The sequence below is a fragment of the Streptomyces lothianensis genome (assembly GCF_047779955.1).
Classification (GTDB): domain Bacteria; phylum Actinomycetota; class Actinomycetes; order Streptomycetales; family Streptomycetaceae; genus Streptomyces.
The window spans coordinates 1-21,526 of the sequence record NZ_JBLMKT010000036.1 but is presented as its reverse complement, the minus strand read 5'-3'; the positions used below and the strand labels follow the sequence as shown (position 1 = coordinate 21,526).

At 69.4% G+C, this 21,526-nt stretch carries 13 protein-coding genes and 2 pseudogenes; 4 read left to right on the top strand and 11 right to left on the bottom strand.

Annotated elements, in window-relative coordinates; all coding sequences use genetic code 11:
* Nucleotides 1–41: 41 nt before the first annotated feature.
* Entirely contained in the window at nucleotides 42–914 is an 873-nt protein-coding gene (locus ACLF6P_RS11545) for an alpha/beta fold hydrolase (RefSeq protein WP_415949955.1), read from the bottom strand.
* A 669-nt stretch (nucleotides 915–1,583) separates the two neighbouring features.
* Nucleotides 1,584–2,276, bottom strand: coding sequence for a metal-dependent transcriptional regulator (locus ACLF6P_RS11540; RefSeq protein WP_415949954.1), 693 nt, complete (start codon nucleotides 2,274–2,276; stop codon nucleotides 1,584–1,586).
* 322 nt (nucleotides 2,277–2,598) lie between these two features.
* Between ACLF6P_RS11540 and ACLF6P_RS11535 the strand changes: the two genes are divergently transcribed.
* Nucleotides 2,599–3,393 carry an SIS domain-containing protein gene (locus ACLF6P_RS11535; protein WP_415949953.1) on the top strand — a complete coding sequence of 265 codons (795 nt, stop codon included), beginning with the start codon at nucleotides 2,599–2,601 and terminating at the stop codon, nucleotides 3,391–3,393.
* A gap of 157 nt (nucleotides 3,394–3,550) precedes the next feature.
* Here the strand turns inward: ACLF6P_RS11535 and ACLF6P_RS11530 are convergent, their stop codons facing one another.
* Nucleotides 3,551–5,146, bottom strand: a complete 1,596-nt coding sequence (locus ACLF6P_RS11530; RefSeq protein ID WP_415949952.1) for a PAS domain-containing protein — start codon at nucleotides 5,144–5,146, stop codon at nucleotides 3,551–3,553.
* A gap of 182 nt (nucleotides 5,147–5,328) precedes the next feature.
* Here ACLF6P_RS11530 and ACLF6P_RS11525 point away from each other — a divergent pair, with 182 nt between their 5' ends.
* Nucleotides 5,329–5,907 (top strand): GNAT family N-acetyltransferase, encoded by a 579-nt coding sequence (locus tag ACLF6P_RS11525; RefSeq protein WP_415949951.1) that lies wholly within the window; start codon nucleotides 5,329–5,331, stop codon nucleotides 5,905–5,907.
* A 342-nt stretch (nucleotides 5,908–6,249) separates the two neighbouring features.
* Here the strand turns inward: ACLF6P_RS11525 and ACLF6P_RS11520 are convergent, their stop codons facing one another.
* Both ACLF6P_RS11520 and ACLF6P_RS11515 read right to left on the bottom strand, forming a co-directional pair.
* Nucleotides 6,250–6,441 carry a hypothetical protein gene (locus tag ACLF6P_RS11520; protein WP_415949949.1) on the bottom strand — a complete coding sequence of 64 codons (192 nt, stop codon included), beginning with the start codon at nucleotides 6,439–6,441 and terminating at the stop codon, nucleotides 6,250–6,252.
* Nucleotides 6,442–6,459: 18 nt separating this feature from the next.
* Nucleotides 6,460–7,311, bottom strand: a complete 852-nt coding sequence (locus ACLF6P_RS11515) for a helix-turn-helix domain-containing protein (protein WP_415949947.1) — start codon at nucleotides 7,309–7,311, stop codon at nucleotides 6,460–6,462.
* A 259-nt stretch (nucleotides 7,312–7,570) separates the two neighbouring features.
* On the opposite strand from ACLF6P_RS11515, the gene ACLF6P_RS11510 reads away from it, so the two are divergent.
* Nucleotides 7,571–7,981 carry a hypothetical protein gene (locus ACLF6P_RS11510; RefSeq protein WP_415949946.1) on the top strand — a complete coding sequence of 137 codons (411 nt, stop codon included), beginning with the start codon at nucleotides 7,571–7,573 and terminating at the stop codon, nucleotides 7,979–7,981.
* A gap of 39 nt (nucleotides 7,982–8,020) precedes the next feature.
* On the opposite strand, the gene ACLF6P_RS11505 is transcribed toward ACLF6P_RS11510, so the two are convergent.
* The 6 genes and pseudogenes from ACLF6P_RS11505 to ACLF6P_RS11480 all read right to left on the bottom strand — a co-directional run bounded on the left by ACLF6P_RS11505 (nucleotide 8,021) and on the right by ACLF6P_RS11480 (nucleotide 17,937).
* On the bottom strand, nucleotides 8,021–9,382 hold the full coding sequence (locus ACLF6P_RS11505; RefSeq protein ID WP_415949945.1) for a hypothetical protein: 1,362 nt from the start codon (nucleotides 9,380–9,382) through the stop codon (nucleotides 8,021–8,023).
* A 772-nt stretch (nucleotides 9,383–10,154) separates the two neighbouring features.
* Nucleotides 10,155–10,583, bottom strand: coding sequence for a hypothetical protein (locus ACLF6P_RS11500; RefSeq protein ID WP_415949943.1), 429 nt, complete (start codon nucleotides 10,581–10,583; stop codon nucleotides 10,155–10,157).
* Nucleotides 10,584–10,723: 140 nt separating this feature from the next.
* Nucleotides 10,724–10,999 (bottom strand): annotated as a pseudogene (locus ACLF6P_RS11495) (citrate/2-methylcitrate synthase); the annotation flags it as partial.
* Nucleotides 11,000–11,179: pseudogene (locus ACLF6P_RS11490) on the bottom strand (type II toxin-antitoxin system RelE/ParE family toxin); the annotation flags it as partial.
* 18 nt (nucleotides 11,180–11,197) lie between these two features.
* Complete coding sequence (locus ACLF6P_RS11485) at nucleotides 11,198–11,626, bottom strand: hypothetical protein (protein WP_415949942.1); 429 nt, start codon at nucleotides 11,624–11,626, stop codon at nucleotides 11,198–11,200.
* Complete coding sequence (locus ACLF6P_RS11480) at nucleotides 11,623–17,937, bottom strand: RHS repeat domain-containing protein (protein WP_415949940.1); 6,315 nt, start codon at nucleotides 17,935–17,937, stop codon at nucleotides 11,623–11,625. The genes ACLF6P_RS11485 and ACLF6P_RS11480 overlap by 4 nt, the downstream gene beginning before the upstream one ends.
* Before the next feature lie 305 nt (nucleotides 17,938–18,242).
* Here ACLF6P_RS11480 and ACLF6P_RS11475 point away from each other — a divergent pair, with 305 nt between their 5' ends.
* A complete protein-coding gene (locus tag ACLF6P_RS11475; RefSeq protein WP_415949939.1) occupies nucleotides 18,243–21,335 on the top strand; it encodes a VCBS repeat-containing protein in 3,093 nt (1,030 codons plus the stop codon).
* Nucleotides 21,336–21,526: the final 191 nt, after the last annotated feature.

Sequence of the window (21,526 nt, the reverse complement as noted above, 5' to 3'; positions counted from 1 at the left end):
GAGACGAGTCGTCCCCGTACCGCCCTCAGGCCGTCAGGCCGTCAGGCCGTCAGGACCCCGTCCAGGAAGGGCTCGATGGCCGCGCGCCAGGCCTCCGGCTGGTCGTAGTGAACGAGGTGGCCCGCGTCGGGGACCTCCGCGTACCTGCCGCGCGGGAGGACGCGGACCATCTCCTGGGCCTCGGCGCGGCCCAGTTCGCCGTCGAGGCCGCGGACCACGAGCGCGGGGCACTGCACCTGGGCAAGCTCCTCCCAGTGCGCGTCGTACACCCAGGCCTCGCGGGTGCTGAGCATCTGCTCGCGGTCGAAGACCGGGCGCCAGCCGTCCTCGGTCTCGGTCATGACCTCGGCGTAGAACGTGCCGCGCGCCGGGTTGGGGCGCTCGACCCACGGGTCGTCCTCGCCGAAGAACTTGCGGACGTCGGCGAGCGTGGCGAACGGAAGCGGCCAGGCGCGGAACCAGTCGGTCCACTCGCGCTGCGTGGCCGCGCCGAGCGCGGAGGCGCGCATGTCGCAGATGACGAGGCCGGCGACGAGGTCGGGGCGGCGGGCGGCGAGCTGCCAGGCGGTCAGGGCGCCCATGGAGTGGCCGACGAGGACGGCGGGCGCGAGGTCGAGCTGGACGAGGGCGGCCTCGGCGTCGGCGACGTACGCCTCCCGGGTGAAGGGGCCGCCGGGCGGCTTCTCGCTCCGGCCGTGGCCTCGCTGGTCGAGGGCGACGGCGCGGTGCCGCTCGGCGAGCCAGCGTGCCGTGCCCGCCCAGTGCGCGGCGCGGCCCATGAGGCCGTGCAGTAACAGCACCCCGGGCTCGCGGCCGAGCCCGGCGCGCCGCTGGCCGTCCTTCGGGGGATCGGCGAACTCCCAGGCGGCAAGGCGCACTCCGCCCGCTCCTGTCACGTCGATGCGCCGCACCATCCGTTCTGGCACCCCCTCGCTCAGGCTTCTTGCCCTCGGTCGCCGCTGACTCCCCAGATCACTGCCCTGGCCATACGTTCACGTCCAACGTACGGCCAGATTATCGAACTCCCATTCGATGCCGCCGCTTCGCCAGGCAACACCCCTCGTTCGAGTGACAGCGCTCAAGGATTGACCGGCGCGGCCGAGGGGAGATCTTCTGCGGGAGGCGGACCGCTCGGGGAAACCGGTCCGGCGGGGCCGACCCTGGGAGCTCGGGGCTCCGGGTCGGCACAGGGGAGGACAGGCCCCGGCACCGCAAGGTGCCGGGGCACTCTGCTGCGCGGCTGCCGCACAGGGCCAGGTGGCCGCCCTGCGGGTCGGCTGCGGTGCGGCCGCGGTGCGGCGCAGGGCAGGCGTGCGCCGTTTCCGTACGGCGGGTTGTACGGCACATCTTCCCGCCCCTCCCTCGCCGGTGCCCACGCGGTCAAGAGCCCTCATATGCCTCACCACAGCGTGTCACGCAAACGCTCTCCGCGGGCCCGTTCGGCCGGTGAATCTTGGATTCACTCTCCACAACTACCGCGACGCGGGGGAGAGTTGACACCTTGTGGGAGAACGGGGGCGCCGAGCCCGCCACACCTTGCCCCGCCGAGCGGGGGTGTGGGGGCGTCAGCCCCCACACCCGGCTCAGCGCTTGGCGACGAAGACGTGCGAGGCGATGTCCGTGTCGAGCTCCGCCGCCTCGCCGCTGCTGCCCACCAGGACACCGCCCGCGCCCTGCGTCACGCTGACCACCGCGCCGGGCTGCACGCCCGCACGCCGCAGCGTGTACATCAGCTGGGCATCGGTCTGGATGGGCTCACCGATCCGCCGTACCACCACCGTCTTGCCCTCGGTGCCCGGCTCGAGGTCGGTCAGGGAGACCATGCCGTCGTCGAGGAACGGGTCCGCCTCGGCCTTCTCGCCCAGCTCCTCGAGGCCCGGGATCGGGTTCCCGTAGGGCGATTCGGTCGGGTGGCGCAGCAGTTCGAGCACGCGGCGCTCCACGGCCTCGCTCATCACGTGCTCCCAGCGGCAGGCCTCCGCGTGCACCTGCTCCCACTCCAGGCCGATCACATCCACGAGCAGGCACTCGGCGAGGCGGTGCTTGCGCATCACCCGGGTGGCGAGCCTGCGGCCCTCGTCGGTCAGCTCCAGGTGGCGGTCCGCGGCCACGGCCACGAGGCCGTCCCGCTCCATGCGTGCGACCGTCTGGCTGACCGTCGGACCGCTCTGGTCCAGACGCTCGGCGATCCGGGCGCGCATGGGGACCACACCTTCCTCCTCGAGTTCGAGGATGGTGCGGAGATACATCTCCGTGGTATCGATCAGTCCGGACATACGTGCCCCTCGGATGAGTCTCGTCGCGCGGGTCCTGCCGCCGCCCTGAGCTCAATTGTTGCGCATCGGACCGACAACCGTGCCGCGCCGGGCGATCCGGGCGCCCTCCGGGGTCCGCCGGGGGTGTTCCCGGGGCGTACGGGACCTGCGTTCCTTGTCGTACGGCGCCCGGTTCCGGGTCGTACGGCGCCCGGTTCCGGGTCGCGCGCGGCCGATTCCGTGTCGTACCGCGCCTTGGTCCCGTATTGACAGCAGGTTGGTCCAGACCGCACCGTGATCCGCGGCACATTGGCACCCATCCCCCGGAAAGGGACCCCAGGCGATGAGCCCTGCGCGCGACGACAAGACCGCCGGCGACCAGTCCGCCGGCGACAAGCTCGCCGACCAGTACTTCGACGCGGCCATCGGGCTCCTGGAGCGGGTGCGCGACGAGGAGGCCGGGCAGATCGCCGCGGCGGGCGGCATGATCGCCGACACCGTCGAGGCGGGCGGCCGGCTCTTCGCCTTCGGCGCGGGCCACTCCTCGCTGGCCGCGCAGGACCTCGTGTACCGGGCGGGCGGCCTCGCCCTGATGAACCTGCTCGCCGTGCCGGGTGTCGTCGGTGTCGACGTCATGCCGGCGACGCTCGGCTCCGCCCTGGAGCGGGTCGACGGCCTCGCGGGCGCGGTCCTCGACTCCTCGCCCGCCCGGCCCGGCGACGTCCTGGTGATCATCTCGCTGTCCGGGCGCAACGCGCTGCCGGTCGAGATGGCGATGAACGCGCAGGCGCTGGGGCTGCGCGTCATCGGCGTCACGTCCGTGGCCTACGCGGATCAGACACGTTCCCGGCACGTCTCGGGGACGTACCTGAAGGACCACTGCGACGTCGTCCTCGACAGCAAGATCGCGGTCGGCGACGCGGAACTGACGGCCGAGGGCATCGAGGCGCCCTTCGCCCCCGCGTCCACGGTCGTCACCAGCGCCCTCCTGCAGGCCACCCTCGCCTCCGCGGCCGGCGAACTCGCCTCCCGCGGCATCGAGCCCCCACTGCTGCGCTCGGGCAACGTGGACGGCGGGCACGAGTGGAACGGGCGCATCATGCGGGAGTACGGGGAACGGATCTTCTACCGGCACTGAGGCGGTCGGCCGCGCGGGTGGGGCCGGGTTCCCTGCGACCGGCGGACTCGCCACGTCAGCGGGATCGCTGCGACCGGCGAGGGACCGCCACGGTCAGCGGGATCGCTCCGACCGACGGAATCGCCGTGACGGATGGGCGCGCTGTACCCGCCCGCCCTCACAGCCCCGCCAGATCCACCGCCCCCGCCACCCGGGCCGCCACGCTCTCCGCGTACATCGCATCCGCCCGCTCGAACGGCGCCCGGCTCTCGCCGCGCAGAAACGTCAGCACCCCGACCGTCCGCCCGCGGCTGCGCAGCACCGCGCACAGCGCGTGCACCGACGTCTCCGGCCACTGGCGCGCCCGCGCCCAGCCCTGTGCGGCCTCCGTTCCCACCGCGCCCGTTCCCGCCCCGCCTGCTCCTGCCCCGCCTGCTCCCGCCCCGCCCGCCGAGGCACGTACGGTCCCCGTGCGCTGCACGCACTGCAGCGCCGGGTGGCCTTCCGGATACCGCACCGGCAGCCCCGCGGAAGCGACGGCGAGCACTGGTCCCGGGGAACCCGCCGGGCTGGCCGCGAGACGGACCAGGCGGGGTGGTTCGAGGGATGCGGCCAGGTCGACCAGGGCGTGGTCCGCGAAGCCCGCGAGGGCGAAGTCCAGCTGTACGGTCGCCGCCTCCATCGGGTCCTCGCACTCGCCGGCCGCCCGGGCCGCCCGGTGCAACTGGTTGCTGCGGAAGCGCAGTTGCGCCGCCTCCTGCTCGATGAGCTTGGCTTCCGTCACATCCTGGAACAGCCAGCCCACCCCGAGCGGAACCGGTTCCTCCGCGAGGGGCGAGCCGAGCCGCAGGAACCCGTTCCGCCAGCACCGCCGCTCCCCGGCGGAACCGGCTCCGGACCCGGCACCGGTTCTGGACCCCGCACCGGGTCCGGCACCAGCACCGACACCGGTACCAGCACCAGCACCAGCACCAGCTCGGGAGCCACCCGCACCCCCGGCCGCCGAACCCCCGCCCCGTACCGAAACCCACATGTCCGCCGGAGCCGGCGGCGCCCCCTCCGCGAGGACATGCGCGAGCGCGCTCTCCAGCTCCTCCGATCCCTGCGTCAGCAGCTCCCCGAGCGGCCGCCCGAGCACCGCCGTACGCCCCACGCCGAAGGCCCGTGCCGCATGCGAGTTGACCACCGCGGGACGCAGATCCGCGTCCACGAGCACCACGCCCCACGCGGCATCGTCGAACAGCGCCTCGCTCAGCGCGATCGACCGCTCCAGGTCGATCTGCGCGTGCACCTCGCTGAACGCGCAGTACAGCCCGGCCGGCTTCCCGTCGGGCCCCGGCACGGCCGCCGACTGGGTCCGTACGAGCACCCGCCCGCCGTCCTTCGTGACCAGCGCGAACTCGTGCACCTGCCGCCCGGGCGCGTGCATCGCGGCGAGCAGCCGCCCTTCGACCTCGTCCGCATCGGCCCTGCGCACCGCCCAGCCGGCGAAACCGCGCCTGCCCACCGCCTCCTCGGCGCTCCAGCCGAGGATCCGGGCCGCCTCGCGGTTCCAGTGCGTGACCACACCGTCCGCGTCGAAGGCGCAGAGCGCCGCGTCCATCCCGTTGAGCAGCGCGGCGAGCAGCCCGGCCGAGCTCGGCCCGCCCGGATGCTCCGCCGCCCCGGGGTTCACCTCATCCGAGCCCTCGTCACCCGAAGCGCCACCGGAACCCTCACCGGGGTTCTCCGGGTCCGCGGGCTGCGCAGTTCCGCTGCGCCGGGAAGCACTCACCTGGCCACCCCCTGCAGGTCGACTCCATCGGTCGGATTGCACAGACCACCGAACATCGATCACGGATCATTCAACTCGAACGTGACACAGCACACACCTGATTCACGGAAATCGTTGCACCCCGGAAACGTCCCGCCCGAACCACCGGACCATCCCGCCCCCTCCGTGCCAGCCTTGATCCCATGACCATCACCGTCCGCCCGGCCACGGACTTCGAGGACGTACGAGCCGTCATCGGCCCCAGGAAACCCACGTCCAACGTCTGCTTCTGCCTGAGTTACCGCATCCCGTCGAAGCTCAACAACTCCCTCACGCCCTCGGCCCGCGCCGACTACGTGGCCGGCCTCTGCCGCTCCGACCCGCCTCCGGGCGTCCTCGCGTACGAGGGCGACACCCCGGTCGGCTGGGCGGCCGTCGCCCCGCGCGCGGACACCACCTTCGCCCGCAACCGCAAGATCCCGCATGTGGACGACCTCCCGGTCTGGTCCCTGTGGTGCATCCGCGTCCGCCCCGGCCACCGCAGACAGGGCATCTCGCACGCGCTGATCGAGGGCGCGGTGGCCTTTGCCCGCGAGCACGGCGCCCCGGCGATCGAGGCGTATCCCCTGGACAACGGCGACGCCCACGTCGACCTGACGATGGCCTACCCCGGACTGCGCAAGAACTTCGAACGCGCGGGGTTCACGTGGGCGGCGGACACGACGTCGGTACTGGCGCGGCATCCGCGCGCGCTGATGCGGCTCGACCTGCGGTCGGCTTGATACCGACTTGAGAACGCAGACGACCCGCGGGCTCGGGTTCCCCCTGAGGGGAGCCGGCCGGACGTACCGGCGAGCCCGCGGGTCGGGTGACTGCTTGGGATTGGGCCGGCTGTACGGTTCGCTCCCGCACTGGTCCGGCACCGCACTGTGTGTGGCGACGGGCCGCTAGCCCGCAGTCACCTCACGCGTCCGGTTTCCATACATCTGCCGAACCACCTCCCTTCTCGTGTGCCCCACACACTAGGAAGGCCCGCCCGCACCTTCAACCGGTTTTCCACGGCCGGTACGCGACCAGCGCACTTCAGTGACGCGCCCGGCGCCGCGTCCGTAGGCCCCGCCACCTCACAACAGATGATCCACCCTGCCCGCCTTGATGTCCTCGATCATCTGCCGCAGCGCCGCCCGGCTGTCCGTGAGGTAGCGGTCCTCCTGCCCGCGTACGGCGATGTAGGCGTTGCCGTGGGCGTCCGTGCCGAGGCGGAAGCAGGAGTTGCCCTCCCCGCAGAACGGCTCGTCCCAGGTGATGTCCGGCATGGATCGTCCCTTCTCCACTCAGAGTTCGCGTGCGATGGCCCGGATGAAGTCGCGTGAACCGCCGGGCGACAGCGCGAGCTGTTCCATCAGGTCGAGATGCGCCCGGTACTTGGCCAACTGTCCGTCGGCGTAAAGGAAGTCCGGCCCGTGCGAGTTGTCGATCTGAACGGTGTCGAGCTGCGGCACCGGCCCCTCGGCGTAGAGCACGGTCTGCCCGGCGCCTGGGAAGCCGCCCGCGGTGAAGGGGATGACGAGCAGCCGTACGTTCTCCTGCTCGGACTTCTCCAGGAGATACGCGAGCTGCGCGCGTGCCGCGTCGGGGCCGCCGAACCGCATCCGCAGAGCGGCCTCGTGCACGATCGCGGTGTACGGAGGCGCGCCATCGCCGTCCAGCACCTCCTGCCGTGCCAGACGGTGCGCGAGCCTGAGCGCGATCTCCTGTTCCGGCAGACGGGGAATCACCATACGGAAGAGGGCCAGCGCGTGATCGGACGTCTGCAGCAGCCCCGGCATGTGCATCGAGTACGCCGCACGCATCGCGACCGCATGGGCCTCGAGTTCGGCGATGTCCAGCATCCCGACGGGAAGCGACCCCCGGTAGCGCTCCCACCAGCCGCGCCGCCCTTGCCGGGTCATGCCGACCAGGGCCTGCACGTACTCCTCATCCCGGCAGCCGCAGTTGCAGGCGAGGGTGCGTACGCGCTCGGCGTTGATCGCCCGTACCCCCAGCTCGATGTGGGAGATCTTGCCGCGGTCCACACCGAGCAGACCGGCCGCGAACTCGGCTGTCATCCCAGCAGAGTTCCGCATCTTGCGCAGCTCGGCACCGAGCCGCCGCTGCCGCTCGGTGGGGGCCGTCCTCGCCGCCATGCCGCTCCCTTCGGGCCGTACTGACGTGCAGTCTGCCTGCTCAGCAGACCGGACAACCAGAAGGGGCCGACAGTTCCCCAACTTATGGGCCTAAAGTTCCACTCTTTGCGCTACCGTATGTAACGCAGCGCTCACGCAAGCGAGTTGCAGTGCATCGCGCGTGCCTGCCCGCAGCCTCCTGCCCTGGGAGGGGCCGGGCCCGCGTCAGGGAGACGAGCCACAACTCACGAAACCCGCACCTCAACGACGGGAGCCCCGCATGTCCTTACCGACGGCACCCCTCACCCAACCCACCCGCACCACCGGCGGCCTGGCACTCACCCTCACACTCCCGGGCGTACCGGCATCGGCCGCCATCGCCCGCACCGCCTTCACCGCGAGTCTGCACCGCTACGGGCACGACCGTTTCGCCGGGATCACGGCCTTGACGGTCACCGAACTCTCCGCGGCAGCGGCCCGTGTGGCCCCGGGCGCGCCCTTCCGCCTCTCCCTCGCGACGACCGCCCACCCGACGACGCTCCACATCGCGTCCATCGACAGCAGCCCACGCAGAACCCACCGCGACCTCTGGCTCCTGGCAGCCGCGGTCGACGACTGGGACGGCACCTGGACCACCACCCCTACGCCCCCGCCGCACCCTTCGGGAACATGGGTCCGCCTGCCCCGCTGACGCCGACCCCGCGGAACCTCACTCCCGCTCCTGCACCTGCTACTGGTCCTGTTTCATCGGCCGATCGCGCGGCATCACATGGCGCGCATCTTCGACAAGTTCGCGCAGGTACTCCTCGGCGACCGCACCCTCCTCACCCTTGGGAGCCTCTGGATCCAGGCGCCACACCGGATGCATCGGCCAGAGCGGCATGCCTTCGACGAACGGAACGACGATGTCGCGATCAGCGGGCGCGTAACGCAGTTCGGCGATGCCCTCGGGGGCCGGGGCGCGCTCCACCTGCTTGCCCGAGGTTCCGGGTATGCGGACCTCAAGGAGTTCCGTGGGCGCCTGCCCGGCGCCTGCGGCCTCGCCGTCGGCCTCCGAATCCGCCTCGGCGTCAACGGCGGGAAAGAGCGCCATGACGGGCGCATCGTCCGCGGCCCTGCGCAGCATCACATAGCGCACCCGCCGGTCGGCGGGCTGCCGGGCGGCTTGCTCGATCAGCCGGGCGGCCGGGACGTTGTGCCACGCTCCCCAGCCCGCCCGCACGGCGGCCAGCCCGAACATGGCGGCCATCAGATACCCGGGGATGCCCACCAGGAACACGGCGAGGGCGACCGCCCCCACCACGGCTGCGGTGTTCTTCCCCACCTCGTACAGCCCGGACAGGACCAGCAGACTGCGCACCCGCCACCACGGCACACCGCGCACGTCGCCCTCGAAAACCGGCTGCGTCCACGGAAGCGCCTGGGGCTTCTCGGTGGCGCGGGCGAGGGCGGCCAGTGAACCGTAGGTGAGCTCGGATGCGGGCGGTGGTTCCTCCTCGTCGCTCTGCTTGACGAGTGATACACGGGCGCCGAGCCCTGGACTCTGCGCCCATGCCGCCTCGTCCGCATCCGCCGGGCGCCAGCGCCGCCGCAACCGGCCCACCCCGCGTACGGTCCCCCCGATCCCACCGACGGCGAGCAGTCCGGCACCACAGAGGAGGACGGTCACGACAACATGATTGGAGGGGGTGCCCTGCCAGTCGGAGTTGTACAGGTCGCCCTTCCACGGCCCGTACGAGACGACCCAGGCCAGATCCCAGTCGTACAGCAGCTCAGAGCGTTCACTGTCACAGACGAAGGCTTCGGTACGGCTGCGGCCGTCGAACGGGTCGGTGAACCGCACCGTGCACGCGCCGGACGACTCCTCCTCAAGCACCGTGAGCTCGATCAAGGGGTCCTGGTCGGCAGAGTTGCCTCCCCACACGCCCAGGGCCGTCACCAGCACCCCGGCAAGCAACAACCACCGGAATACGGGACGCCGCCGACCGGTCTCCTGTCGCTCCACAGGAGAGGGCGCCGCCGCCGTCGAACCCGCGGCGAACGACGGCGGCGCGAGCGGCGGCTGTGGGGCGACCGGTCGTGGGTCAGGCATACGCAGGAGCCCCTGCTCCTCCGCACGTCTCACCGCACGCCGCCGCTCCAAGGCGGTACGCGGCAGACGGGTCCACAGCAGCGTCTCGCCCCCTGGCACCGATAGGACGCCGCCGGTCCGCGGGTCGCCGCACCACCACAGCACCCCGCGAGGTCCGGGATCCGCCAGGTGATAGCGCTGCTGAACCGCGACCACGACCATCGGCCACACCCCGCCGCCGACGGGGTCTCGCAACACGACCATGGGAGCGCCCATGCCCCCCGACAGCCTCACAGCAGAGCAAGCCACCCACGGCCCTCCGCTCAACGCCCGCTTCATCCGACGGGCAATCACAAGCGCGCCCACCCCGATCGCGCAGACGACCATCCCGCCGCCCAGCAGCGCTACGGCGGCGTCCTCCCACCCGACGGATACGCCCAGAACCGTCCCCACAACCGCCGCCGGCCCGGCCGCTGCCCACATCCGCGCACGCTTCCGGTACACCTGCCAGGCGCGGCGTGTGACGCCGTGGGATATCGCGGACACAGCCAGCTCCATCAATCGATCAACCGGATTCCGGCCATTCCAGCACGGGCCGCGCTGAGGGTATACCTACTGCTCCGGCTGCAGATCGTGATCTTCACACCTGGGATGCGGCCTGTCGCCAGTAGCGGCCGGCAAGGACTCCTGGCGCACTCTGCCTTGAGAGTGGCGGGGCGACGCCCAAAAGATCATCCGGCGCCTGATCCCGCGACAACCCCAGGGCCCCACCCCACCCCACCCCACTCCGCCTTCAGACAATTCCCACGGTCCATGAGTCCCCACCAGGGCTGCGCCGGTAGAACACGTCCGCCTGCACCGGGTCGCACATGATGACCAGAATGTCCCCGGCGTTCAACTCCGTCTCCGCCGAGGCAGCGGTACTTCTACCGGCCTGCATACGCGTGACCCGAAGTTCGAGACGATGACTCCCCGGCTCCAGTTCAACGAACTTCGGGCGCCGGCTGTCGCGGCTCCCGAAGCAGAGCTCGTTTCCCCGTTCGTGAACCGAAACGACACCCGCCTTGAAGGTGAAGCTCCTTACTGGCTCTCTGATTTCGGACACCAGCAGGAGTCCCGTTCTGCCCGACCTCTTGATACTGCGGAGCCGACGCCGGACCGAGAATTTCACTCCGGTCAGTGGCGTGCCGATTCTCACCTCGACCGGGATTATTTCGCTCATCTCTTCCTGCTGTCTCCCAGGTCCTGCGAGCGGTCCCCCGGGCCACCACGGCCGGGTCCGGCGGCCCCTGCGATACGGGAACCTCCGTACCGCAGGGGCCGCCCACGTCCGCGTGAGCGTGAGCGTAAACGTGGCCCGGGTCAGGGCCGGTAGCCCTGGACGTCGTCCAGGGTGCGGGTCGGCGGGCCCACGTAGCGGGCCGAGGGGCGGACCAGGCGGCCCGTGCGCTTCTGTTCCAGGATGTGGGCGGACCAGCCGGCCGTGCGGGCGCAGGTGAACATCGACGTGAACATGTTCGCCGGGACCTCGGCGAAGTCGAGGACGATGGCCGCCCAGAACTCGACGTTCGTGGCCAGGACGCGGTCCGGGCGGCGGGCGTGGAGTTCGGCGAGGGCCGCCTTCTGCAGGGCCTCGGCAGCGGGGATGGCCCGCCAGTGCCAGGCCGACCAATCCCCCGACTTGCCACCGCCGATCAGCAGGATCGCCGAGCGCCACGGGTCGAGCGCGAACACAATCCTGATCTCGGGGCGTCCCTCAGAGCCGGGGCGCAGCTCCTTGAGGTTGTGCACCCGCGAACCCTCCAGCGGATGCCCCAGGCCGGGACCATGCCCCTCTCAGGCAATTCCCACGGTCCATGAGTCCCTACTGGGGCTGCGCCGATAGAACACGTTCGCCTGTACCGGATCGCACACAATCACCAGAATATCCCCCGCGTTCAACTCCATATCCGTCGAGGCAACAGTGCTTCTACCGGCCTGCATACGCGTGACCCGAAGTTCGAGACTATGACTCCCGGGCTCCAGTTCAACAAACTTTGGGCGCTTGCTGTCGCGACTCCCGAAGCAGAGCTCGTTTCCCCGTTCGTGAACCGAAACGACACCCGCCTTGAAGGTGAAGCTCCTTACGGGCTCTCTAATTTCGGACACCAGCAGGAGTCCCGTTCTACCCGACCTCTTGATACTGCGGAGCCGACGCCGGACGGAGAATTTAACCCCCGTCAGCGGCGTGTCGATTTTCACATCGGCCGGGATCATGTCGCTCATCGCTTCCTGTTGTCTCCCAGGTTTCCACCCGTCACGGTTCCTGCCGTCGCGAATCCTACCGAGGCCACATTGGCGATTCCCTCGAGAGCTCGATTGAAGTACGCGGCCCCCTTGAACACAGGGCGCATTATGAACCCCGAGGTTGCCGCTTCCCGAAGCGCCGACGACGCCAACCTGCTGGCGCCGACGGCAGTGCCGGCCATACCCAGGCTCGCTGCCCCCATCACGCAACTTCCCCATTGGCTGGAAAGGCACGCATCCGCAGTCGTCACTGCACCCAATACGAGACCCCCGACGAGAGCAGCCCCGGCGAACCAGCCCAGAGGGGTGATCATGGAAGCGATGCCCAAACCGACACCTATCCATCCCAGCAGAGTGCTGTTGTCCTGAATGAAGTCATGCGTAGCACTCACCACCTTTCCTCCGCTGGCATCCCATGCCCCCTTGAAGTCGCCACGTTTAAGGCTTGACCAGAACCCGCTTTCCTTCTTTTCCTTCTCCTGCCGCGCCTTCTCGGCGGCAAGTGCGGCCCGTTCGGCCGCCCTGGCGGCCTTGGTGATGTGGCTGCCGTCCCAGCTCTTGCAGCTGGGGTCCTTGCTGCACGCGTACTGCATCTTGTTGCGGTACTTGACGTACGACGGGGCGAGGGTGCCGCCCACGGACTTGGTGACCTTCTCGTAGTTCTTGCCGTAGGTGATCGTCTTGATGTCGCCGCTGCCGCCCTTGCCGTACGTGCAGTGGTACTGGCCGCTGGCGCACTCCGGGTACGCCTCGCCGGTGGGATCGGCGAAGGTGGCGGGGTTGTTGTTGCCGTAGACGTACGGGTTGTGCTGGGTCGGGTCCTCGGTGATCAGGAGGGGGTCGACGGAGAGGAAGCGGCCGAGGACCGGGTCGTATTCGCGGGCGCCGAGGTGGGTCAGGCCCGTGGGGTCGGTGGTGCCGCCGACGAAGCCACGGTCGCCCGGCCAGGAGCTGATGCCGGTCGTGGAGCGGGAGGCGCCGAACGGGAGTTGCTTGCGGCGGGTGACCGTCTGTGCGGCTCCCATGGTGACGGCGATCAGGGCCGTCCCCTTGGTGTCGGCGAAGAGGAAGGAGATGCCCTCGCTGGTGCGCACGGCGACGGTTTCGCCGCCGTGGGTGTAGTAGCGGGTGGCTGTCTTCGTGCCGGCTGCGGTCACCTTCAGTTCGTTGCCACCGGGCAGGTACGCGACGGTGGAGCCGTCCGCGTTCTTCGCGAGCATGCGGTTGCCCGCGGAGTCGTAGAGGTACTCCGTGGTCTTGCCGTCCTCGACGACCTTGGCGAGGTGGCCCTCCGCGTCCCAGGTCAGGTCCTGATCCCGTGCGCCTCCGGTGCGCTGGTCGGTGTTACCGGCCGCGTCGTAGCTGAAGGATTCCGTCTTGCCGTTGTCCGCGCCGCCGGTCGTCGAGACGGAGCGCACGGCGTGCGGGGCGGTCGTGGCTGCCGGGTCGTAGCTGTAGGTGCGCGTGATGTCGGAGGAGCCGGTCGCCGTGGCGTGCCGGGTCTCCTTGGTGCGGTTGCCTGCCGCGTCGTAGCTGTACGAGTGCCAGAACGAGTCCGGGCCGCCCACCGTGCTCGCGGACGGGCCGGAGAGGCAGTTGTCCGTGGGTGACTGGGTCGTCCAGGCCTCGGTCATGCGGCGCAGGGCGTCGAGCGAGAAGCACTGGGTGTCGGTGACCGCGGCCGCGTCCTGGCCGGAGGTGCTGGATATGCGGGTGGTGTTACCGGCCGGGTCGTAGCCGTAGCGGGTGTCCTCGACGCGCAGGGCGATGTCGCCGTCGACGGTGGAGCGGATGAGTTGACCGGTGTGCTCGTCGAAGTCCTGGGTGCGGTAGAGCTTCTGGCCCAGGGTGCCGTATTCGGTGCGGATCTGTCGGCCGTAGACGTCGTAGTTGGTGGCATTGACCATGACCACTCCACCGGCGGATGTGGTCTGCGGCAGGTTGCCCTGGCCGAACACGGTGGTCTGACGCTCGCCCCGCAGGTTGCCGAGCGTGGGGTGCTTCACCCATTCCTGGACGCCCGTGTACTGGTTGTAGCCGAAGGTCCAGGTGTAGCTCCCGGCGAGGCTTCCGGAGCCGGCGGGCAACGTGGTGGTGGACGAAGTGGGCTGGTACTGGTCGTTGTAGGTGTTGATCTTCGTGGTGTACGCCTCGCCGTTCAGGTATCGGGTGTCCGAGGCGGGCTTGCCCTTGGCCACGGTGTCATACGCCCAGGAGGCGCGGACCGTGGAGCCCTGCTTGAGCTGCGTGGGGCGGCCGAGCTTGTCGTGGGTGGTGGTGAGCGTGATGCCGCGGGCGTCGGTCGTGGTCACCGGCCGGTCAGCGGCGTCGTACGTGGTCCTGGAGACGCCCTTGTCCGGGTCGTCCGCCTCGATGAGGCGGGCGCGGGCGTCGTAGGTCCAGGTCCAGGAGATGCCTGCCGGGTCGGTCATCCTCGCCAGCTTGTCGTGCTTGTTGTACGCGTACGTCGTGTCCTGGAACTCGGTGCGTGCCGCGTTCGTGTACGAGCGGGTCGTGGTCTTGCGGCCCAGCGCGTCCACGATGGTCGTGACCGCGGTACCGCCCTGGGGCGGGATCACCGTGGTGCGGTCACCGGCGTACTGGGTCACGGTGCGCTTGGTCTCGTCGCCGAACTTCAGCGAGATGACGGCCGTGGTGCGACCGGCTCCGTCGTACTTCGTCTCGGCGCCGGCAGGCGTCTTGGAGTCGTCGCCCTCGACCAGAGTGGCCGTGGGCGCTCCGGCCGCGTAGTAGGCGCCGTAGCTCTTCCAGACCTGGCCGCGGGTGTCGTAGCGGGTCTCGGTCACGATCCGGCCGTCGCTCACGCCGATCGCCGCCGTCTGGGTCTGGCGTGGGCGGGTGAGACCGTCGTAGAAGGTGTACGACGTCTCGTAATAGCCCTGGTAGTTGAGGACCTTGGTCGTGACGACGTTCGGTTCCGACCTCGAGACGCGGTAGGCGAACTCGGCTGTCGGCTGGGTCGGGTGGTCCGCCTTCGCCCAGCCCGGACCCCAGCCCTTGAGGAGGCGTCCGAGCGCGTCGTACTCCATGTCGGTGCGCTTGCCGTTCGCGTCCACCGTCGCCGTGGTCAGGCCCCGCCGCGGATCGGTGATGGTCTTCGCGGTGTGGCCGAGCGCGTTCGTGGTGGTGGTCTCGGTGGGAATCTGCCCCGTCGTCGGCGTATACGCGGTGGTGGTCGTGGCTCCGGCCGCGTCGGTCGCCTCGGTCTGCCGTCCGTAGGCGTCATAGGCGGCCTTGCTGACCGTGACGAAGCCGGTGCCCGCGCCGTCGTTCTCGTCGCTGCGGGTCACAGCACCCTTGCTGGGGGCGGCGCCCAGCGTGGTCGAGCCGTCGTAGTAGTTCCGCTTGATGCCGACCAGGTCCGCGGGCAGGGACGGAGTGGTGCCGCACGCCTTGGCGACCGTGGTGCTCTCCGACACCGTGTTCAGGATGTTCTTGCCGGTGTTGCGGGCATACGACGTGGTCGTGCACCGTTCGTCGCCGCTCTTCGCCAGGTCCCCGCTCTGCGACTCCGAGGCGACCATGCCGTAGGAGTCGAACGTGCGGCTCGTCTCGCTGCGGCGCAGATTGCCGCCCGTGATCGTCGTGCGGGTCTGCTCCTTCGCGGTACCGGTCCGGTACGCGTACACCGTCGGCAGGTTGTCCGCCGAGCGCGAGCGGGTCGCAATCGGCGCCGAACGCCATGGCGTGTAGCTGGTCGCGGAGACCAGTGCGCCACCCGATCCGTTATGCGTGGCCTCTTCCCGGACCATCCCGCTGAAGGCCTCGTGATCGGCGACCTCGTTCCCCTCGCCGTCGGCGACCTTCGCGCCGGCGATCCCGCGGAAGTAGCGGGTCTCGCTCAGCGTCTGCTGGCCCTCGGCCGGATCCCCGGTACGGACCTGGACGCGCGCGTAGCCCTTGCGGTCGCCGTAGGTGCGGTGCTTGGCCTTCGTGAACTCGTCGTCGTTCTTCGCCCAGGCGAGCCCGCCCGGGTAGGAGTAGTCGGTGCGCTTGACCGGAGCGCCGGAGGTGTTGTCCGATTCGAGGATCTGGGTGACCACGTAGGAGTGGAACCAGTCCTGATACGGCTCGTAGTTCTCGGCCGGCGCGTCCGGCGGGGACCAGATCACCGGGTAGCAGCGCCTGGTGTTCGACGACGGGCTCGGCAGGGAGTCCCTACTGCAGTCAGGCGCCGAGTAGGTGACGCCGATGGTGGAGCCGGTCTCCGTGTTGACGGCGTAGACGCGATACCGGTTGTAGTCGGGGATCTCGTCGATCACCGCTGCGACCCGGTTGGGCATCTGCCGGCCCTTGAAGGTGACCGCCGGCAGGGTGACCGGCGTCCCGGAGGTGTGTCCGGTACGGGTGATGGAGGCCAGCCAGAGCGCCGGATCGGTGCCGTCACCGGTGGAGGGGAACTGGTGGGTGAACGCCCACGAGTCGACCTTCTGATAGGCACCGGCATTGCGTACCGAGGTGCTGACGCCGGTCAGGCGCTTGCGCGTGAAGTACGAGGGAGATGAATTCGACTCGCACGCGTCGTCGGCATCGCAGTACTGGTCGAAGGGGACATCCGGCCAGTTCTTGGCGTTCGACTCGGTGAACTTGCCCGCCGCGCAGTCGAAGCTCTCGGTGGGCAGGCAGCGTTCGGCGACCGTGAAGTCCGCCTTCGCCGCGGGCGTGCCGTAGAAGTTCGAGCTGCGCAGTCCGTACTCGATGCGCTTCAGGTAGCCGCCACGGTCGTACGAGGTCAGCGTGCCCTTGTACAAAGCGTCGATGTTGCGCTGGTAGTGGTTCGACTCCTTGGCCCAGTAGTACGTCATCGCGTTGCCGTGCGGGTCGATCACCGCATCGAGGTTCCATCGCCAGGCCTGCCGGCACCACGAGTCCTTGAACGCGCTCGCATGGCACGGCTCACCGGCGTGGTTGCCGAAGACCGGCACGGTCCAGGTGGAGTTGGTCTCCGCCTTGCCCTCGGCCCAGCCGTTGGGGCGGTTGTAGCCGAAGTAGTAGCGGGTTCCGTCAGGTGCGGTGACCCGCCAGTACTCGTTGTCGTTGTCCCCGTTGGCCAGCGCGGAGTTGTGGAAGCGCTCGACCCGCGTACCGTCGTCGATCTTCTTCTTCCACACCCCGGTGGCGTCGTCCTTCACCAGCTCGCCGGAGCTGCCTCCCAGCGACAGAGTGGCGTTGTCGGTCTTCCAGCACTGGTCGCCGACCTTGTGGGAGGGGTTGTTGCCGCCGGACTTGTCGTCCTGGCAGGAGGTGTAGCGGCGCTCGATGAAGCCCGGCGACAACGACCAGCCGTCGCCGACCCAGTTGGCCTGGTTGTTGGTCGCCGCGGTGCGCCCGTCGATGGCGAGCGAGGAGTAGGACAGGCCCAGATCCGGCCCGAGTCCGCCCGGAACGTCCGGGGTCTGCAGGTCGTACGACCAGGAGAAGCCGCCGGACGAGCCACCGACCTCCCACTTCCCCGACGGGGACAGCGAGGTGGCGGAGAAAGTACCGTTCGCGCCGGAGGGGGCGGCGGTCACGGCGAGCAGTGTGGCGCCGTCGGCGACCGTGGAGGTGCGGATCCGGCTGACCGGTGAGGCTTGCTGGACCGGCTGCCCGGTCTCGTCCGCGGAAGCTGTGGTGACATCGGTGGCGATCTCGGCGGAGAGAGTCTCCCGCTGCGCGTCATTGTGGCTCGGCAGGCTCCGTCCGGGCGCACAGCCCTTCTTGCCCGGAGTGGTCAGCGCGCAGGCAGGTACCTCACGGAACGTCAGACGGGAGGCCCAGTCGCCGCCGTACATGCCCGCGAAGCTGGAGTAGTCGAGGGTGACCCCGACGGCAGCCTTGCCCTTCTTGTCGCCGTGGCCGCGCACCGCGACGAGGATGCCATCGACTCCGGCTGCCTGTGCGGCACTCCGGTCGAGGATCTGGACCTGGGCCTGCTCAGCGGCCACCGCTGCCCTTTTCCCGGACTCCTTGCCCTCGGCTGCCGCGACCGGCAGGGATCCGGCCTTGCCCCGGCCAGGCTTCCTGGGTGACTCCCCCACCGGCACGACAGCCATGCCCGGGGTGGGCCAACTCGCCCTCGTATCAGGCCTGAAGGGATGCTTCTTCGTCTCGTCGGGCTTGTTCAGCTTGTGGCCCTTGACCGCGCTGACAGGCACCGGGTCCGGCTCCTGAAGCTTCCGCAGCTCCAACTCCGCTGCCGCAGCTATCGGACCACCCAGCAGGCCGGCCACCAGATAGGCGACGAGCAGCAGGGCGATGATCCGCGCCCGTCTCCCGAGCGCTCGCACAGGACGACGAAACGCCATAGGGCGCGATCGAGTCACAGTTCCCCCCACAGAAACCACACGACAGAAAAGCAGGCGTGAACCTATCACCGGAATTCTGGGACCACCAGCAGATTACGAGGAAGCCTCTCCTGCCGGTTTCCGAACGGGGCAAAGCGACCCAACCCGGCCTCAACGGCGGTAATTCCCGCCTCTCCACATCCTTGCGGCTTTCCTTTGCCCCCCCCCGTACAACCATTCCTCCCGCTCAGGCGTCGGGAGGGGCAACCCCAGGAAATGAGTTGTGAAGGAACTGAAAAGGAGACACCATGAAAAGAAAATCTAGAGAGCCATCAGGTATACGCAGAAGGCGAACCGCGCTGCTCGGGGCAGGCCTTGCCGTGGCCCTGGCCGCACCCCTGCTCGGCGCGGCTCCCGCCGCAGGACAGCCACCCGCCGCCCCTCCGGCACCGCAAAAACAGGCGACCGAGGAGGCCAAGGCGCTCGCCGAGGCCGTCGAGTCGGGCAAACGGGTGGAGGTCCTGTCCCGGAGATCCGAGACCGCGCAGACCTTCGCCAACCCGGACGGCTCATTCACCACAGATCAGTTCGCGACCGCTCAGCGGGTCCGCCGCGGAGGCAAGTTCGTCGACATCGACACCACGCTGACGCGGAACAAGAACGGCACATTTTCGGCCAAGGCGACCGAGGTCGGCGTGATCTTCTCCGGCGGCGGCAAGGGCCCCCTGGCCACCGTCACCCGTGACGGCCGGAGCCTTTCCTGGTCCTGGCCAGGGAAGTTGCCGGCACCCGACGTGGACGGTGACAGCGTCGTCTACCGTGACGTCCTCCCGGACGTGGACCTGAAGCTCACGGCGGGATCGGCCGGATTCGGCCAGCTCCTCATCGTGCGCAATGCGAAGGCGGCGGCCAACCCGGCCCTCAGGAAGATCAAGCTGCCCCTGGACACGAAGGGACTGCGCGTCGAGGCCGACAAGCACGGGAGTCTCCGGGCCGTCAACCCGGCCGGACAGGAGGTGTTCACAGCGCCGACCCCGATGATGTGGGACAGCTCCCGGCCCGCGGCATCATCTGCCCGCAGCACCGAACCCCCGCCCCCGCCGCCCGCACACGACTTCGAGCCGCCCTATGGCGCGAAGAAGGCCGCCATGGGCACCGACATCGAGGCGGGCCACCTGGCCCTGACCCCCGACACCGATGTCCTCAGAGGCCCAGGCACCCGGTATCCGGTCTACATCGACCCGTCCGTCTCCGGGGCACGCGAAGCCTGGACGATCGCCTACTCCAGCGCCGCCAACACCGGCTTCTACAACGGCAACGGCTGGCAGGAGGGCGACGGCGACTCCGTCACCTCCTACGCCCGGGTCGGCAACCCCGGCGACGGCACCTCCCGCTCGTTCTTCCGGATGGACACCAACAACCTCTGGAACACCAACAAGGTGATCTCCAGCTCCGTCTTCCGGATCAAGAACGCCTACTCGTACTCCTGCACCCACCGGGAGGTCCAGCTCTGGCTCACCGGGGGCATCAGCTCCGCCACCACCTGGAACAAACAGCCCTCCTGGGCCCAGAAGCTTGACACCGTCAGCGAGGCCAAGGGTTACAGCTCCTCCTGCCCCGCGGGCAACCTGGCCTTCGACGTGACCACCGGAGCCAAGAAGGCGCAGTCCTCCAAGTGGAACAACATCACCTTGGGGATGCGTGCCACAAGTGAGGGCGACCGGTTCGCCTACAAGCGCTTCACCGCCACCAGCGCGGTGCTCTCCACGACCTACAACACCGTTCCCGACGTTCCCGGCAGCCTGGACACCAACCCGAGCACCGGCTGCGACACGACATCGCCGTACCCGATCATCGGCAACACCGACGTCTACCTCACCGCCAAGGTCTCCGACCGCGACGGCGGCACCGTCAAGGCGCAGTTCCGGCTGTGGGGCAACAACAGCTACGCCGGCGGCGCCGAGATCTTCGACCAGACCGTCTCCGTCTCCTCGGGCACCATCGCCAAGGTGAGGGTGCCGAAGGCGACCCTGGCAGCCGCCCTCGACAAGGCCGGCGGCATCTTCGGCTGGAAGGTCCGCGCCCAGGACTCCACCGCCTCGTCCAGCTGGACGCCCAGCACCACCTGCCGCTTCGTCTTCGATCCCGACCGTCCCTCCTATCCACCGGGCGTGACCTCCACCCAGTTCCCCGACGGCAGTGACGGCTGGCCCTACAACACCAGCTCCGTGCGGACCGAAGGCACCTTCACCCTCTCCAGCGGCGGGGTCTCCGACGTCACCAAGTACGAGTACTGGACCGACTGGGACTCCACCCGCCGCACCGCCACACCGTCCGGCCCGGGCGGCTCCGTGAGCATCAAGCTGACGCCCACCAACACGGGAGCCAACCAGGTCTACGCCAAGAGCTACGACAAGGCGAACAACCCCTCCGACACCGCCGTCTACCTGTTCTACGCCAACGGCCCCAAGACCCCCGACAAGCCCGGTGACCTCAACGGCGACGGCAACGCCGACCTGTGGGGCGTCGACAAGGACGGCACACTGCGCCGCTTCTACGGGGCGGGCGACGGCACCGTCACCGAGGCGGACAGGACCGCCTCGAACCACAACTGGAACGACGTCCTGATCAGCCACCGCGGCGACTGGAACAGCGACGGATACGAGGACCTCATCGCCCTCCGGCCGGACAGCGCCACCGGCACAAGCCGCCTGTGGCTGCACCCCAACAGCGGCTTCGGTTTCGCCTGCACCGACTGCAGCACGGCGTACACACGTCAGGAGCTGACTGTCTACGATCCGGCGAACAACCACTGGTCAGGCGGCGCCAAGCAGATCCTCGCGATCGGCGACGTCGACGGCGGCATCGACACGGACGGCGACGGAACCGAGGACATTCCCGGCTACCCCGACCTGCTCGTCAACGACAGCACACACATCTGGCTCTACTACGGGAACCCCGACCGACGCCTCGACAGCGACCGCGAACCGGTGCTCCTGGCGGGACCGGACGACCCCATCGCCACCGGCAGTTCCACGGTCGGCGAAGTCACGCTGGCGGCACCGGGCGACTGGAACAAGGACGGTCAGGCGGACCTGGTGGTCCGGTACGACCGGCCTGACACCGGCGGCCTCTTCGTCTTCCACGGCAGGGAGAACGAGTACGGCTACGACATCAGCGTGGACGAGCGCAGCAGCATCGGCTGGAACTGGTCCACCGACACCGTGCCGCAGTTCGCCCTCGCACCGGATGCGGACAACAGCGGCAACCCGCTCGACTTCTTCGCCACGACGGCCGGGTCCGGCCGCCTGCGCTTCCTCGGCAACCACGAAGTGGACACCGGGCACACGACCTACAAGGAGGCATCCCTCGCATTCGCCGGCTACCAGGCGATCAGCTGACGGCCCGGCCCCTTGCGATACGGGAACCTCCGTACCGCAAGGGGCCGTACGCGCCCACAGCCACGCCCACGTCCACGAGGGCGTGGCGTGGGCGTGGGGCCTGGGCGCGGGCCCGGCACTGGGTCAGGCCTCGTAACCCTGGACGTCGTCCAGGGTGCGGGTCGGCGGGCCCACGTAGCGGGCCGAGGGGC

Bases quoted from the DNA above. Each gene is read 5' to 3' on its own strand.
- ACLF6P_RS11545 (WP_415949955.1), bottom strand. From the start codon at position 914: ATGGTGCGGCGCATCGACGTGACAGGAGCGGGCGGAGTGCGCCTTGCC.
- ACLF6P_RS11540 (WP_415949954.1), bottom strand. From the start codon at position 2,276: ATGTCCGGACTGATCGATACCACGGAGATGTATCTCCGCACCATCCTC.
- ACLF6P_RS11535 (WP_415949953.1), top strand. From the start codon at position 2,599: ATGAGCCCTGCGCGCGACGACAAGACCGCCGGCGACCAGTCCGCCGGC.
- ACLF6P_RS11525 (WP_415949951.1), top strand. From the start codon at position 5,329: ATGACCATCACCGTCCGCCCGGCCACGGACTTCGAGGACGTACGAGCC.
- ACLF6P_RS11520 (WP_415949949.1), bottom strand. From the start codon at position 6,441: ATGCCGGACATCACCTGGGACGAGCCGTTCTGCGGGGAGGGCAACTCC.
- ACLF6P_RS11515 (WP_415949947.1), bottom strand. From the start codon at position 7,311: ATGGCGGCGAGGACGGCCCCCACCGAGCGGCAGCGGCGGCTCGGTGCC.
- ACLF6P_RS11510 (WP_415949946.1), top strand. From the start codon at position 7,571: ATGTCCTTACCGACGGCACCCCTCACCCAACCCACCCGCACCACCGGC.
- ACLF6P_RS11505 (WP_415949945.1), bottom strand. From the start codon at position 9,382: ATGCCTGACCCACGACCGGTCGCCCCACAGCCGCCGCTCGCGCCGCCG.
- ACLF6P_RS11500 (WP_415949943.1), bottom strand. From the start codon at position 10,583: ATGAGCGAAATAATCCCGGTCGAGGTGAGAATCGGCACGCCACTGACC.
- ACLF6P_RS11485 (WP_415949942.1), bottom strand. From the start codon at position 11,626: ATGAGCGACATGATCCCGGCCGATGTGAAAATCGACACGCCGCTGACG.
- ACLF6P_RS11475 (WP_415949939.1), top strand. From the start codon at position 18,243: ATGAAAAGAAAATCTAGAGAGCCATCAGGTATACGCAGAAGGCGAACC.